This is a genomic window from Chryseobacterium sp. II3a (assembly GCF_057815135.1).
Genome location: NZ_JBYPZJ010000010.1, coordinates 153529 through 169136, shown reverse-complemented (window position 1 = coordinate 169136; position 15608 = coordinate 153529). Strand labels below are relative to the sequence as shown.

15 protein-coding genes are annotated in these 15608 nt (G+C 34.7%); 2 read left to right on the top strand and 13 right to left on the bottom strand.

What is annotated here, in order from left to right:
* Window positions 1-65: 65 nt before the first annotated feature.
* The 9 genes from AC3HD6_RS20270 to AC3HD6_RS20230 form a co-directional block, all read right to left on the bottom strand.
* Complete coding sequence (locus AC3HD6_RS20270) at window positions 66-1100, bottom strand: IS110 family RNA-guided transposase (RefSeq protein WP_488896434.1); 1035 nt, start codon at window positions 1098-1100, stop codon at window positions 66-68.
* Between the two features lie 387 nt (window positions 1101-1487).
* On the bottom strand, window positions 1488-2531 hold the full coding sequence (locus AC3HD6_RS20265; protein WP_488897970.1) for a TerC/Alx family metal homeostasis membrane protein: 1044 nt from the start codon (window positions 2529-2531) through the stop codon (window positions 1488-1490).
* Between the two features lie 86 nt (window positions 2532-2617).
* Window positions 2618-3226 (bottom strand): TerD family protein, encoded by a 609-nt coding sequence (locus AC3HD6_RS20260; RefSeq protein ID WP_488897969.1) that lies wholly within the window; start codon window positions 3224-3226, stop codon window positions 2618-2620.
* Window positions 3227-3291: 65 nt separating this feature from the next.
* Window positions 3292-4239: a hypothetical protein gene (locus AC3HD6_RS20255; RefSeq protein ID WP_488897968.1), complete on the bottom strand. Its 948-nt coding sequence runs from the start codon at window positions 4237-4239 to the stop codon at window positions 3292-3294.
* A gap of 16 nt (window positions 4240-4255) precedes the next feature.
* Window positions 4256-5425, bottom strand: a complete 1170-nt coding sequence (locus AC3HD6_RS20250) for a toxic anion resistance protein (RefSeq protein WP_488897967.1) — start codon at window positions 5423-5425, stop codon at window positions 4256-4258.
* A 2-nt stretch (window positions 5426-5427) separates the two neighbouring features.
* A complete protein-coding gene (locus tag AC3HD6_RS20245) occupies window positions 5428-5985 on the bottom strand; it encodes a TerD family protein (RefSeq protein WP_488897966.1) in 558 nt (185 codons plus the stop codon).
* Window positions 5975-6799: a phosphoribosyltransferase family protein gene (locus AC3HD6_RS20240; RefSeq protein ID WP_488897965.1), complete on the bottom strand. Its 825-nt coding sequence runs from the start codon at window positions 6797-6799 to the stop codon at window positions 5975-5977. The genes AC3HD6_RS20245 and AC3HD6_RS20240 overlap by 11 nt, the downstream gene beginning before the upstream one ends.
* Before the next feature lie 8 nt (window positions 6800-6807).
* Window positions 6808-7479, bottom strand: a complete 672-nt coding sequence (locus AC3HD6_RS20235) for an HAD family hydrolase (RefSeq protein WP_488897964.1) — start codon at window positions 7477-7479, stop codon at window positions 6808-6810.
* Between the two features lie 336 nt (window positions 7480-7815).
* Window positions 7816-9354, bottom strand: a complete 1539-nt coding sequence (locus AC3HD6_RS20230; protein ID WP_488897963.1) for a SulP family inorganic anion transporter — start codon at window positions 9352-9354, stop codon at window positions 7816-7818.
* Window positions 9355-9973: 619 nt separating this feature from the next.
* On the opposite strand from AC3HD6_RS20230, the gene AC3HD6_RS20225 reads away from it, so the two are divergent.
* Complete coding sequence (locus AC3HD6_RS20225; RefSeq protein WP_488897962.1) at window positions 9974-10399, top strand: transposase; 426 nt, start codon at window positions 9974-9976, stop codon at window positions 10397-10399.
* 10 nt (window positions 10400-10409) lie between these two features.
* Window positions 10410-10760 carry a helix-turn-helix domain-containing protein gene (locus tag AC3HD6_RS20220; protein WP_488897961.1) on the top strand — a complete coding sequence of 117 codons (351 nt, stop codon included), beginning with the start codon at window positions 10410-10412 and terminating at the stop codon, window positions 10758-10760.
* Between the two features lie 470 nt (window positions 10761-11230).
* Here the strand turns inward: AC3HD6_RS20220 and AC3HD6_RS20215 are convergent, their stop codons facing one another.
* The 4 genes from AC3HD6_RS20215 to AC3HD6_RS20200 all read right to left on the bottom strand — a co-directional run bounded on the left by AC3HD6_RS20215 (window position 11231) and on the right by AC3HD6_RS20200 (window position 15448).
* On the bottom strand, window positions 11231-12073 hold the full coding sequence (locus AC3HD6_RS20215; protein ID WP_488897960.1) for a hypothetical protein: 843 nt from the start codon (window positions 12071-12073) through the stop codon (window positions 11231-11233).
* Between the two features lie 455 nt (window positions 12074-12528).
* Window positions 12529-12753 carry a phosphate ABC transporter substrate-binding protein gene (locus AC3HD6_RS20210; RefSeq protein ID WP_488897959.1) on the bottom strand — a complete coding sequence of 75 codons (225 nt, stop codon included), beginning with the start codon at window positions 12751-12753 and terminating at the stop codon, window positions 12529-12531.
* Window positions 12754-13089: 336 nt separating this feature from the next.
* The gene (locus AC3HD6_RS20205; RefSeq protein ID WP_488897958.1) at window positions 13090-13752 is read right to left on the bottom strand and encodes a hypothetical protein; all 663 of its coding nucleotides are present in this window, start codon (window positions 13750-13752) and stop codon (window positions 13090-13092) included.
* A gap of 178 nt (window positions 13753-13930) precedes the next feature.
* Window positions 13931-15448 (bottom strand): TROVE domain-containing protein, encoded by a 1518-nt coding sequence (locus AC3HD6_RS20200; RefSeq protein WP_488897957.1) that lies wholly within the window; start codon window positions 15446-15448, stop codon window positions 13931-13933.
* Window positions 15449-15608: the final 160 nt, after the last annotated feature.

The following is a 15608-nucleotide window of genomic DNA, read 5'->3' as shown; positions in this document are numbered from 1 at the left end:
ATAATATTTATATTTTTTTGTAAATTTGTTTTTTAAGTCGGCCTAGAGCTAGACTCTGTAGCGTGCTATACTATCTCAGTTTTCACGCTATTTTTTGATTTATATTTACCGTCATAAACGGTTTCATTTTTAAAAAGAATATAGATCAATTCTAATATTTTTCTTTGGATTGCTACTAAAGCCTTCATTTTTATTCCATGTTTTGAAGTGAGTCTTATATAAACTTCTTTGAAGTTATCATCCCACTTCACAATTGTTAAAGCCGGCAAAAACAAACATTTCCTTAACATTCTATTTCCTTTTTTTGATATCCGTGATTTACCTTTTACCGACGTTCCAGATTGTTTTTCTCTAACATCTAACCCTGCATAACTTGATAATTGAGACTTGTTTCTAATCAGTTCAAAGCCATTGGTCTCTCCCAAAACAGTAACCGCAGTTAAAACACCAACTCCCGGTATTGTTGTAAGTCGTTCTATCAATTGTTTTATCACAGGATTAGTATTGATAATACTATCGATATCTTTCTTTATTGCTTTTTCTTGAGCATTGAGCAAATTCATACGAGCTTGCATTCTTTCTATACTTTTTAAATGAGGAGAAGCTTGAATAGTTTCTGCATGAAGCTGATTTTTTATCACATTCCGCTCCTGAACAATTTGATCACGCTCTCTGGTAAGCTGTTGCAGCTCATTATAAGTCTGATCAGGTTTTTTCCAGTGATTTAATTTTCTTTCAAGACCGAACTGAGTAATAGCCTGAGAACAACTTTTATCAGTTATCGTTTTTATATCAAGAGTTCTTAGGTAGCTACTTATTTTATTGGGCAAAACGATATAGACCTTTTTATTATTCTCAGCAAGATAATAAGCGAACTTCTGATGATAAACCCCTGTGGCTTCCATAACATAGTGAATTTCCTGATCTTCAACACTTTGTTTTTCAATCCAATTAATCAATAATGGGATTCCAACATCTGTGTTTTTAAATACCTTATAAGCTAGAAATTTTATAGTTTGATCTTCATATAGACAACCTAAAGTAACTACTAATTCTTTTTGAGACACATCTATACCGGCTACTTGTTTTAATACTTTCATCTTTTATTGCTTTTTAAGTGAGATATCTTCCTTCGTCTTTTCTCCTGATTGGATATTCTGGATATTAAATGGGGTTTTTAATTCCTTACATTCTGCTCTGACTCTAAAAGATAAAAAAAGAATGAGGTCGTTTCTTGCGCCGAATATGTTTCTTTGAACTATTGGATTTTTATTCAACTCTCATTCTTATTCACTTTATGGCTAAGATAATATTTGAGATAAAGCAAATTATAACTTATACAAACATAGGAGGATTTTATCTACGATAAAATTTAATACCATAAAAATATCTAATTAATGCTTTAAAATATCTTGTATCTTATATTTTCCCAACAAAAAACCCTCCAGAATTAAATTCCGGAGGGTTCTGTTTGTATTTTTTATATCTTATTTTTCTTCTAATTCTTCTTTCTTCTCTTCTTCTTTGTCAGGGAAGATAACAGATAAAAGAACTGAAATAACTAATACTCCACCTACAATTCCTAGTGAAATTGGAGAAGGAATATGAATCCATGGTGCAATAAGCATTTTAACTCCGATGAACGACAGGATAATCGCCAATCCATAAGGAAGTTTGCTGAACATGTGGATAAAATTGGCTAATAGGAAATATAATGATCTAAGACCTAAAATCGCAAAGATATTCGATGTATACAGGATAAACGGATCATTTGAAATCGCAAAGATCGCCGGAATGGAATCTACTGCAAAAAGAACGTCAGTAAACTCAATAACTCCCACAACCACTAATAGCGGTGTTGCCATTTTGATTCCGTTCTGAATCGTAAAGAACTTATCACCATCATAATTATCAGAAACTTTCCAGAAGCTTTTGATTAGTCTTGCTCCTGCTGTATTGCTGTAATCTTCATCGTCATCATCATCACCGTCTCCCCAGGATTTGATCCCTGCATACACAAGGAATAATCCGAATAAGGTCATCACCACATTAATTTTCACTGGAGTTCCGAAAATATTCATTTCAGGAAGATAAGTAAGGTTAATTAACCCAACTCCGGCAAAAATAAATATCGCTCTGAAGATTAAGGCTCCGATAATCCCCCAGAAAAGAACTTTATGGTGAAGGAATTTCGGAACTTTAAAGAATCCGAAAACCAGGATAAATACGAATAAATTATCTACAGAAAGGGCCTTTTCAATCCAATAAGCAGCCTGATACTGAGTAAATTTCTCTACTGCCAGTGCATGACTTTCAGGGGTTCCGTCTGTATTGAAAACCCAATACACGACTCCTGAAAATATCATAGACAGCGAGATCCATACGATAGACCAGATGGTAGCTTCTTTGGAAGAAACTTCGTGGCTTTTTTTGTTGAAAACTCCTAAATCCAGGAGTAGCATGATAACGACTGTTACCGCAAATCCCCACACCAAGCCAGGGTGCAGATCTAAAATACTTTGATGTTCCACTTGAGTTATGTTATTATATGATAAAAGCAATAGATGTAACAAAGTACAAATATTGCTATTTTATTTACATTTTGATGTATAAACGATTATAAATAATTCATCTGTACCGTTTGGATCGTCTGCTCCAGCTTTCTGTCGGCTGTAGGATCTCCAATCGCATTGAATTTCCATTCACCATTTCTTCTGTAGAACACTCCCATAACCATGGCAACATGACCTTTGAAAGAAGCATCATTCGCTATATCATACTTAGCAAAAACTTCTTTTACATTGGTTGGAGTTCCTTCGTAGATACGGATAGAAGCGAAAGGAATAGTTCCGAAGTCCTGCCCTCTGTAGCTGTTCAATACCAATGCCACGTGATCTACGTTAGGCTCAAGGTTACTGAAATCTACAGTGATCACTTCATTATCTAATCCGTCATCTCCATTTACGTCTCCTGTAAGATCATCTCCGCTATGTCTTACAGAACCGTTTCTGGATTTCAGGTTTCCGAAATACACTACTTCAGTAACATTTTTGTTTGAATCATATAAAATACAGCTTCCGTCTAAGTCAACTGCTTCTTTTTTAGTTCCGAAAAGTCCTTTTTTTTCAATTGCTCCCCAGTTGATTCCTACACAAGCTTGGGAAAGTTCAGCTCCGTTTTCTTTTTTAAGGTTGATTCTCTGACCTTTTTGTAAGTTGATAGCCATCTTTTTATGTTTAGTTGTTATTTACATTTTTGCGAAAATATAATTCGCTTGTTTCAAATTTCATTTTATTGATTGTTCAGGTTCAAATTAAGCATTGCTCGCAAAATATTTGTTTCTTCATCGAAGGCGAATATTTTGCTCATAATGTCTATATTTTCGAGGTTTCTGATATAATCTTTCAAAACACTTTCTACCTCAGGAGGTAAATTACGTTTTCTTTCATTCATGGTATCTTCCAGCTCTTCATTTTTTTTCTTAAGCTGGTCTATGATGGTACTTTGATTGGATTGATTTTCAGAAGTATCCAGTTTATCCAGTTCTTTGTCAAAAAGATAAAGCTTTTTATCATCTACACTGAAAATAAAATAATCATCAGTCTGAAAGATCTTGAAAAGTTCATATTCATGAGTCCCGATAGCATAACCACAGACAAAACGGACTTTAAATCCCTGTATATTCAACCTTCCTAAGAGTTTTCTTTCAATAGAATAATCTTTGTATTGATATGCAGGAAAAGATTCCACCTTCAGCAGAGATTCATCTGCTTCTAGCCTATAAAATTCCTTCGCATATTTTTTATGAAAATACAGTACATTATCCCAATTGGCTGTAAAAACATCTTCGGTAAGGTCTTTATACAAAGCTTTCAGATGCTGAGAAAATATACCGCTGTACATTTTTCTGTCTGTCTGAAAACTGTCTGCCTGCCTTTCTTCAAAACCTGAAATATATTTTTTGTTGATGTCAATTTCATTAAGGACCGCCAGCATATCATTTTCCTTCTGCCTTTTTATCTTCGTCAAAAGTTCTATAAGACTGTCGGTATACTGCAGGTGGAAAAGTTCCAGTTTATTGTAATCCAGGGTCGTATTTTCCTGGAACATATTGTGGATAATATCTGTTTTGATGTAAATGGATATTATATCAATATGTTCAAAAAAATTCGCCAGAAGTTTAAGTCTTGTTAACCTTCTTTTGCTCTGTGACAATATGGTTGCTGCATCTTCCCCCACCGTAGTACCCTAAAAATTAACCTCTGACATTTGCTTTCAGTTCGTGCTCCAATGTCTGAAGATCCTGATCCAGTTTTCTTCTGTTATCAGCTCCTTGTTTCTGGATCTGTTTCACTTCATTTAACGTATTGATTAACATTGAAGTTGTTTCTCTCAATGTTTCTACTGATACAATAGTCTGCTCATTAGCTCTCGCTACATTAATTGAGTTCTGGCCAAGACGCTCAGCATTCTTTCTTAAGATTTCTTCAGTAGTAGAAGATACTTTCTGCTGGATTTCAATATTCTGCTGTTGTCTGTACATAGCAACGGCAAGTGAAAGTTGGTTTTTCCATACAGGAAGTGTCGTGGTAAGAATAGTCTGTGCTTTTTCTGCAATAGAAACATTGTTATTCTGAACCAATCTGATCTGAGGAAGTGACTGCATCATGATTACACGTACCACTTTAAGATCAGCCATTCTTCTGTCTAATCTAGCAATAAAATCTCTTTTGTCTGCAATCTGATAATCCTGAAAATTAGCAGGATTGGCTTCCATTTGAGCCAATTCTACAGCCGCTCTTTCCATTCTGATATTTCCTGCAATCACAAGATCTTCAATTTGCTTGATAGAGTTTACGTTGCTTTCAAAAATCGTCTGAAGAACTGCATTATCTTTGGTAGAAGTAATGATTCCTGCATTTACTTTGTAAGAGATCTGTTCAATATTGTTGATGATCTTGTCATACTTAGCAAATAAGTTTTCTACCTGAGTCATTACTTTCTTCATGAATGGTAATTTGCTCAGGAAGCTTTTTACTTTATTTCCGTTAAGCTCCTCTACGTCTACATAGTTCAGCTCTACCAAAAGATCATTGATTAGTCCACCAACTTCTCCAGAGTTTGATCTTCTTACATTTCCTAAGAAACTGTCACTCTGATTAGTTAATGTTTTCTGAAGCTCAGCTCCAAAATTCACAATGGATCCAGGATTAGCTTCATCAATAGAGTTTGCTAAAACTTCATATTTCTGACGTTCCTCTGACTGCAGCTGAGTCAGATTTACATTTCCCTCTCTGTCTACAAGAACTGCGGGTGCCGCATTTTCAACAGGCTGCGTCGGTGGAACCATTGGAGCCGGTTCAAATGTTCTAAGAGGTTCAATTGATCCAAGTGGATCTATCGGTTGATTTTCTTGATTGTCCATAATTACTTTTGATAAATTGATACAAATTTTTCAAGGCCGTCTCTCTGTCCTGCTCCTACTGCCTCAAATTTCCATTCTCCGTTTCTGTTGTAGATTCTTCCGAATTCAACTGCCGTTTCGATCGAGAAATCTTCATCCAATTCGTATTTTAAGATTTCTTCATTCGTATCTGTATTGAAAATTCTGATGAAAGAATTTCTTACCTGTCCAAAGTTCTGTCTTCTTGAATCTGCATCATGAATGGTTACTACAACAGTAATTTCCTTTATTGCATCATCAATTTTTGTAAGATCAATCTTGATCTGTTCATCATCACCAGATCCTTCTCCTGTAAGGTTATCTCCAGTGTGAATTACTGCTTTATCGGGAGATTCAAGGTTGTTATAAAAAATAAAGTGATTATCTGAAACTAATTTTTTGTCATCTCCTAATAAAAATAAAGAAGCATCAAGGTCAAATGCTGTTCCTGTAGAAGTATTATTGATATCCCATCCTAAACCTACAGTAAATTTAGGGGCGTTAATATTTTCTCTTTGTCCTTTTTGTAAGTTAATAGCCATAATATAATTCCGTTTGTGTTAAAGTATTGATGTTATTTTTATATTCTTTTATTAAATGATAATTGTTACTGATGGCCAACTCTAACAGGAGATCCATCTGTTCTTTTTTTACTTTAGACGTAAGATAGTCAAAATTACTTGAATCCAGGCCTAAAATATATTTTACAATCCTTGTATTGAACTGAAAACTCGGCTTATTCATCACTTCTGTGATGTGCATTACGTTTTTCACTGCATAATAATTGAAGAAGTTTTCAATTTTAGGATCCAGATCAAAATTCATCAGTTCGGCGTAATACAGGAACATAAAGTCTGCTTCTACTTCATATTCATCCAGAATTTTGTTCACTGTAAACTCATGACTTCCTGTAATTTTTATATCGTCTATAAAAATACAAAGTTTTCCTCTTAAAAAATCTTTATCAATGTAATATGTATCATTGGCAATCAGATTTTTACGATCTTCAAAATTAAGATTACCATAATCTGTGATATAGGTATGATTTCTATTGATTTTTGATAAGATACTTGATTTTTTTTCTTTTTGAAACAGATAAAAATCCAAATGTTTTTTAAAATAAAAACATAAGAAATTAGAAGCTGTAGGAATTGCCATATAAGGGCTTGGAAGTACTACAATTTCTTTATCTGTATTAAAAAGTTCCTCATTTTCGGAAATAAATCCTTCGAATAATTCTTTTGCAAATTTTTCAGCATACGACTTATCGCCATATTTGAAATAGCTGTATTCTGCCGGTGAGAAAGTGAACTCATCTGCTGAATGAATGTGGTGTAAGCTGTACCTTTTGTTCATGTTTATGGTTAGTGTTTAAGTAAATGTGCGCTGAACCCGAAGTCTGTAGCTCCTTTATAATCAGCCACAGGATTATCACCAATATGTAAAATCTGGTGCAACGGAAGATCCTGATTTTTAAGGCTATTCTTCACCTCCTGAAAAATAAGCGGGTTCGGTTTTGAACAGTTGATTTCATCAGAATAAATATGAAAATCAATATACTGATCCAAATTTTCATGAATCAGAAACTTTCTCATTGTTTTTCCTTTGATAAATCCTGTATTACTCAGAATATTGATAGTTTTTCCCTGATTTTTAATTTCATCAAAAAAATCATGAATATTTTCAAAAATGATAACAGGTTTATATTCTAAAAACAATTCTTCACTTTTTTCGTAAAACTCATTAAGTTTTTCTTTATCAAAAAGCTTTATATCTACATTATTTAATGCTCCCAAAATCATCAGATAGATCTCAAAAGTATCTATATTCCCTCCTGTAACCTCATTAATAGTATTGCAAAGATCATCGTAATATTTTACAGTTCTTGCAACCACCTCAATCGGTACATCCAGATTAAAAAATGAGGAGAACAGCTCAACTCTTTTTGTTTTAAATTCAGGATGAGATTTGATTAGGGTAAGCCACAGGTCAAAGGAAAAATGACAGTGGTTATGAATGTCGATATCTGTTTTCAATATGTTTTAAGTTAAAAGTTTTATTTAGCTTCTTGAAAAAGATTTAAAATTTATTAATCATCAAAAAGTGTTTAATTCTCTATTCTTCCCAAAGATAAAATTTTTATCATAAACGTATTACCTTCTATCTCTGTTTTAAGATATTTTATGATTTAGATGAATACATAGCAATAAATAAAGACTGTAGGGCTTTCTTACAGTCTTTGTTTGGTTATGGGAATTTAATTGTGTTATGTTGGGAATAGTGAATGAGAATTTGCTTAGCTTGTCAATCTTGACAGTATTTCAAAAATTCACTATTCACTTGTAAAGCAAAATTCACTATTGACTTTTCTATTATTTTTCCGGCATGACCTTATAGGTAGGATCTTCCTGAATATTGACTTCTACTACAGCTTCGGCGTTTTTCAGCATTTTTCGGCAGTCTTCACTAAGGTGGCGAAGAAATAATGTCTTCCCTTGTTGTTTATATCTTTTTGATAATTTATCTACAGCATCAATCGCGCTCATATCTACAATACGGCTTTCTTTAAAGTCTACTACCACTTCATCAGGATCGTCCATCGGATCAAATTTATCTGCAAAAGCTGTTGCTGAGCCAAAAAACAAAGGGCCATATATTTCATAATGTTTAACCCCGTTTTCATCTGTATGTTTTTTCGCACGGATTCTCTTGGCATTATCCCAGGCAAAAACCAAAGCTGAAATAATCACTCCAACCAGAACTGCTAATGCAAGGTTATGCAGCACTACTGTAATTAAAGCTACAGTAATTCCAACAAATATGTCTGATTTCGGCATTTTATTTACAATCCGGATAGAAACCCATTGAAAGGTACTGATAGAAACCATCATCATTACACCTACTAACGCTGCCATCGGAATTTTCTCAATAACAGGCGCCCCAAACAGGATAATAAGTAAAATCATGATGGAAGCAATAATTCCTGATAATCGGGCTCTGGATCCTGCATTAAGATTCACTAAGGTCTGGGCAACCATTGCACAGCCCCCCATTCCGCCGAAAAACCCATTGGTAATATTAGCTAATCCCTGTGCTACTGATTCTTTGTTGGCATTTCCTTTGGAATTGGTAATTTCATCCACCATCGATAGAGTCAGTAAGGATTCGATAAGACCTACTCCAGCCATAATCAATGCATAAGGAAAAATAATCTGCAGCGTTTCTATGGAAAATGGAATTTGGGGAATATGGAAACTTGGAAGATTTCCACTGATATGGGCAATATCTGCTACTGTTTTCGTTTGAATATTGAATCCAAGAACTACAGCAAATACGACAATAATAGCAGCTAAAGATGCCGGAACTGCTTTTGTAAGTTTAGGGAAGAAGTAAACTACGGCAATGGTGAGTGCGGTAAGCCCGCCCATAATATATAAAGGCGTTCCCTGAAGCCAGCCTATCACTCCATTGGCATCTGTAACTTTAAATTGTTCGACCTGCGCCATAAAAATGATGATCGCCAATCCGTTCAAAAATCCGTACATAACGGGTTGTGGAATAAGTCTGACAAATTTCCCAAGTTTAAATATCCCGACCAGCATCTGAAAAATTCCGGCTAAAGCAACGGTTGCAAAAAGATATTCTATCCCGTGAGATTTTATAAGAGCTATCAGAACAACAATAGTAGCTCCGGCCCCACCTGAAACCATTCCCGGACGTCCTCCTAAAACAGCTGTTACAATTCCCATCAAGCAGGCTGCATATAATCCTGTAAGTGGAGAAAGCCCTGCCAGAATAGCAAATGAAAGCGATTCAGGAATCATGGTCATGGCTACGGTAAAGCCAGCCAGCAATTCATTTTTGTAATTTATTTTTTTCGAAAAATCGAATAAGCTGATGGTATTTTTCATTGAACTGCAAAGGTATATACTTGATGAGTGGTATACAATTTTTTCTTCCCAACTTTTATGAAATACTATTATTCTCAATTTATTTCACACATCTGTTCACATAATATGTTAATTTTAATTAAAATCTGCCCATAAAGAAACTTTTTTAGATTTCCACTCATCTTTACTTCTAATTTTTGTTTAAATTTGAAAGCAATTAAGCAGATTATTGGTACTAAACAAGATATTCTAAACATAAAAAACTGGTTGTCAAAACACTTACAACCTTTCAACACAAAAGCTTAACGTAAATAGAATTGCATGAAACAACGTTAATAGGTAATATATTATTTACACAAATGGAAGAGAAAAGAAGTTTGAAAGAGAAGATGAGCCATAAAACCATTGGAAATAATGCATATACCTAAAGGTAGATAAACATATCCTTTTAATTTAAGCTGTCCTAAACCGTTTCCTAAAATTTTATCATCTCATTACAGGTATTCAAAATTTTGAATAGCGCTCTGATTCTTCATCTCAAAATTCGATGAATTACACGTTGTAATTTGGAGTAATATATATTGCTTATTTCACGTTTTTGAATGTATAAGTTGTAATAAATAGATAATATTAAATAAAAATGTTATACAAAGAGATCCATATTGGAAAGTTTATTAAGGAGAGGGTTGATGAAAATGAAATAACTATGGAGAGGATATGTAAATTCCTGGGCAAAGATGAAGATGCCATAGAAGGAATGTACAACAGCAGATCAATAGATGCAGATCTTCTTCTGAGATGGAGCAAATTATTGGAATATGATTTCTTCAGACTTTACAGTTCTCACCTGATTTTATATGCTCCACCGGCGGCGGCCCATAAAAATCAACAGAAATCTGATAAAATTCCTTACTTCAGAAAAAACATTTATACTCAGGAAATTAAGGAATTCATTATGAAAAGAATTCTTTCTGGAGATATGACTCAAAGTGAAGTGATTAAGGAGTACTCTATTCCTAAAAGTACGCTTCATCGATGGCTTCAGAAAAGTGATATTAACGGATAAATTGATAAAAATGCGTCCCAATTATAAAAAGATATACCAGGACATGCTTAAGATGGAATATCCGGATAAGCTAAAAGATCCTAAAATAAAGGAACTTTTAGGAAAGCTGGATACCAGCGAAGATGTACTGAAATTCAATGAAAAGCTTTTTAAACCTTCCAAAGAAGGCCAGAAAAATAATCAAAAGCTAAAGACTTATGACAAAAAAACGATGCTTAAACTTCTTGAATATCAAAAGAAGCATGGGCACTCTACGAGTTATATGTCTAAAAAATATAAGATCAGCAGAACCACTCTCTCCAAATGGAAACTGATGTTTGAAGAAGAGTTGGAACAAGCTATGAAAAAAGCCGATAAATAACTTATCGGCTTTTTATAAAGGTAATAGCAAGGAAAAAGCAGGGCTTACGTGAGCCGGAGTCGAACCGGATAGCCTTGCCGGAGTGACCGACTTCGCTATTCCTCCCTCAAATGGTACGATGAACTTTTTCCTAACGACACTTGTAATTTATAGAAAGGAAGCTTGAGGTGGGAAGAAAGGAAGTTATTAAAGTCTGAAAGAATACTCTGCCTGACTTTATAGAAAATTACGATACAAAGACTATTTCCTTCTCCCCGCTTTTGGCTTCGTTTATTTAATTTTTTGTCAATATGATATTAAAATAATAAAACAAGGCAACAAGCAAATAGTGATGTCGTGCTCTACCAGCTGAGCTACTTTTCCTATATTTTAGTGGAAAAGACGGGATTCGAACCCGTGTCCCCGTCGTAATGAGCGAAGTAACACTATTCTACGGCACTTGTTTGTTTTTATGATAATTCTTAAAAAAATTATTTTTCTTCTTCTGCAATATATGTTTTAACAATTGGGCGTCCCCCTTTTACATTTTCAGGATAATAATTTAATCCAAAACCTTTCCATCCTGAAGACCAATACATGATCATTTCTTTAAGATAGGGAATATCTTTAGTTTCATCATATTTAAAATTTTCATCAAATATTTGCTGAACCTCATCAATAAGTTCCGGATAAAACATTTGGTCTTCTTCATCAAAGACTTCGATATGGATATCAAGATGATTCCTTAGCTCATTTAATAAATAAGTTCTGAAATCCCAACCCATGATTATGATATCCGAACCACGTACCGAAAGCACCGGCCGCCATCTGAGGTTTTTATCACTTACAATAAACCTGAAACCTTTCAAAGGTAAAAGTACAGGAACATGGAAAAACCATTCGGAAAAAATTTCTTTTCTTCTTTCAGAAGATTTTGGTTTTATTCCCCAGGATTTCAGCCATACTTTATTAACAGAATCAATATCGGAAAGCATCCATTCATAAGGAGCTCTCATCACTTCTCTAATTTCTTCTTCATGCTCAAGCCAGTTATAAAAAAAGATATATTCCTCAGCAATAATTTCTCCTTCATCTTCATATTCTATAATTTCTTTCCTGTCAATAGCATGAAGGACTTTAAAAAACTCCCGATGCTCTGGTGTAAACTGTACTTCATACTTCCTCTGGACCTCATCAATTTGTTCATCTGAAAGCCCTTGCCATTTAGCACCGTAAAATCCTTTGAGACAATTCTCATCATTTACAGACCAAATTTTCTCTGTACGTTCTTTCACCCAGTATAAAAATTCTGTTAAGTCTTCAGGTATATTCATTGTATTATTTTTTTTAAAAAAAGAGGCAATTTTTGAAAAGACATTTATTTACAGACCACTGTCATGATCTTTCTGGAGTCGAACCAAATAAACCGAAGTAAGCCTTTTCTACGGCACTCTTTTATACAAATCAGGGTAATTTTTTTAGAATCGTTCATGCATTTGCTCTACCCGCTGAGCTACTTCTCCTTTTCGGGGGAAAAGGCAGGATTCGAACCTGCGACCCAATGTTTATTCAATCTCGAAGTATGATTCTAAGACGACACCTGATTTTTAACTTCTTTATTTGTACTAGATTCAAATATAATTCCTAAATCACATTGAAAAAAGCAAGGCAATCAGTTAAACAGACTCATATTAACGGCGTGCTATCTTTACACCATCTGCTTCCGCAGAACAGGACTTGAACCTATACTTCTGTTACCCCACGAAGTAATTCTGTTTTACGGCACTTGCTATTCGTTTTTCCATTGGGTTCTTCTGTATTTCTTCCAATTTCGCTGAAATTTGGTTTCTTTTGCATTCACCACTTCAAAGCCATGTGGAAAACAATACGAACAGCCCAAATCATTTCCATACAGGAGTCTGGAAATCTGTACTCCGGAAATTTTCTTCGGAAAATCAATCAATTCATACACACTGGTTCCGAAGGTTTGTTTTAATTTTTTAATTTTTTTCATGAGTATTGAGTATTAGCCTCAATACACTGCTTCTTTAAGATCTGTTTTATAGTTATTCATGGTTATCAGTTGATGTTACAAATTTATATGGTTACTGCGCATTCTTTTTACGCGGTTCATTTTTTATAAAAACCAAGCAATATATTGTAAGAGTAATTAGTTTCAATGGAAGTTGACGATGAAACTCTTACGGACGGCATTGGTTTGTTTTACCGGGTAATTTGACGAAAGGCTCTGTCAGTTTTAGAATCGAAGTAGACCTTTCTTACGACACCGGTATTATTAATACTTCAAAATTATACGCTAAGTACGCATTCTTTTTACGCAGTTGAATTTTTATTTAATCCCGGACATGAATTCTGAAATTCTTTCGGCATTTTCAATATTCATCTTTTTCAAAATATTTAAAACTCTATTTTTAAAATGGATTTGATGCTGTATTACTTTGTCTAATTCATTTTGAAATTCTGATTCTTCCACTCCAAATTTTGTTTTCACATCTTTCACCTCATTAATATTGGCTTCTGTATACTCTGAGAAACTAATCATTCCGTTTTCTCTTTTATAGAAAATCCAGGGATGTCCAATCCATATTTCTCCCCAGGCGGAAGATCTTCTTTCAATAACTTTCTCCCAGTTTTCTATATTCTCAAGATCACCACAGCAACTTGGCTGAATAAGCACCTCATCATCTTTTTTTAATACAATTCCCCCATCAAAAGAGAGTACAAATCCTCTTTCATCTGGGTCATCAAATTCTACTTCGGTGAGTTTTGCGACTACAATTGTCTCCAGACTTTCATCATCAATGTTTTCAATATTGACAAGGTTGGAACCTTTCTGGATTTCATTACAATTGAGGGTAAGGCGGGAAGCAGTTTCTGTAAACTTCAAAAAATATTCTTCAGGATCAGGATAATCAGCAATTTCTGGCAGTTCAAAGTCTTCTTTGGAATATTTTAAAGGATTAATCTCAATGGTGTTAATAAGCTCTATCATAATACATCTCTTCATTTACTAGCCCCGATTGCAGCGGCATCCTTTTTCTGAATTGGCCTCGGCCAGGCGAAAAAAGATATAGCGGAAAGCAGGAATAAGCTCCTAAATATACTAATGATTTCTAAACTCCCATTGATCATCATAATGAACTTTGAATTTCAATAGAAAGCAGTGCCTTTTACAGCACTACTTTTTCAATCATTTCAATTGCTGATTTCTGATCTTCCAACGCGTTCAATGCATCGAAAATCTTATCTGACCAACCTGCAATAAGGTATACATCATTTCTTTTGATATCAATAGGCTGTCTGCCGTAGCCTGCCAAATCAAAAATATAGAGTTTAGCATTTGGTGCTATCATCTTATACCTGTTCCAGCTATCTTCAAAAGAGTTTCCTCTTCTGCTGCTATCCCACATTTGGGTATCTGTGAATAACATTACTTTATTTACAATTTCCTTTCTTTTGACAAGGTCTTCAATCACCAGATAACCATTGGTAGAATAGCCTACTTCACCTTCACGTTTGTATAATGCATCTACATTTTGAAGAACACCCTGCTTAGGCATTGGAGTTCTCAACCACCGGTTACCGAACATACCCGTAATTACATTCTGACATTGCGACTGCAGAATCATAGACATCAGCAAACCAATATCGTACAACAAGACTTTACTTCTGGGAGAAACTGATTTCTGCATAGACCCTGACACATCCGCCGCAATCACTACTGAAGTATTGAATCCGAAACCTTTAATGTTCTGCGCACTTGCCAGGACTGCTTCTTCTAAGGCATTCCAAACCGAAGACAGATAAGGTGAATCTACGTTTTTCAATTCTCTGTACGCAGCAAGAAAACGGAATGGTAATTGTTTTGAATTTTTTACAGCTCTCTCATCTGACAGGTAGCTGCACACTTTACTCATTGCTTCTGGAGAAACTTCTGATTCAAGAATATTTCTTAAGTTTCGCAAGGTGGCCATATACCCCAGTTTATTACTAAAGATCAGTTCCTCCCATTTATTTTTGAAAGCCTTTTTCTTTTCCGCTTCATCTGCAAATTTTGTCTGTCCCAATACTGAAAGCTCTACTTCCCATGTATAAGGAGTATCTAGAATATCATAGACAATCTTATTGAAAATAGTCTGTTGATTTTCATCTTTTGCTTTTGGATGAACCAAAAACAAGGCATCTTTAAAGGTTACTTCTCCTTTTCTGTTGTATTTAGCGAACTGGTATTCATCAAATTTATTGAAAGACTTCACCAGACCTTTCTGGATCTGCTTTGATAATCTGTTCAGCTTTTTGGTTTCTGTCCTTACATTAGCAAGCTGGTAATATGCCAATAGTTCAGTGATTTCATCCGCTCTTTGGATGACTCCGTGTACCGTTCTGCTCACCAGATCAGTACCGGAAGCCTCTTTTGCCAGCTCTGTGGCTAAAACCAATGGAATGGAACGCAGATGCATCTCTTTTCTTGCATATACAGCAAGCTTTGCCACAAATTCAGGGTCGGTTTTCTGAATCAGAGACTGTATTCTCTCCAATCTGTCATTTCCTTTTTCATAAGTAATATTCGACAGTCCTGTTGTAACCACAGCACTATACAATTCTTCTGCAGGTGTCATCACATATGCTTTTGCACCTTCGTGGTTGGTGACCACTATTTTCTCTTTTTTTAGAAAGTTAAATTTCATGAGTTACTGTTTTTATTGTTAAACATGGGAGGAATTGATGCTTCCTCTCTGATTTCTGATGCAAAGTAAGGACCCTATTGCGCAACCTTTCTGCGTAGATGATTTTTTTAAAAAAAAATGGTTTTATATTTTCAATAGATTGATATAATACGGCTTAAAA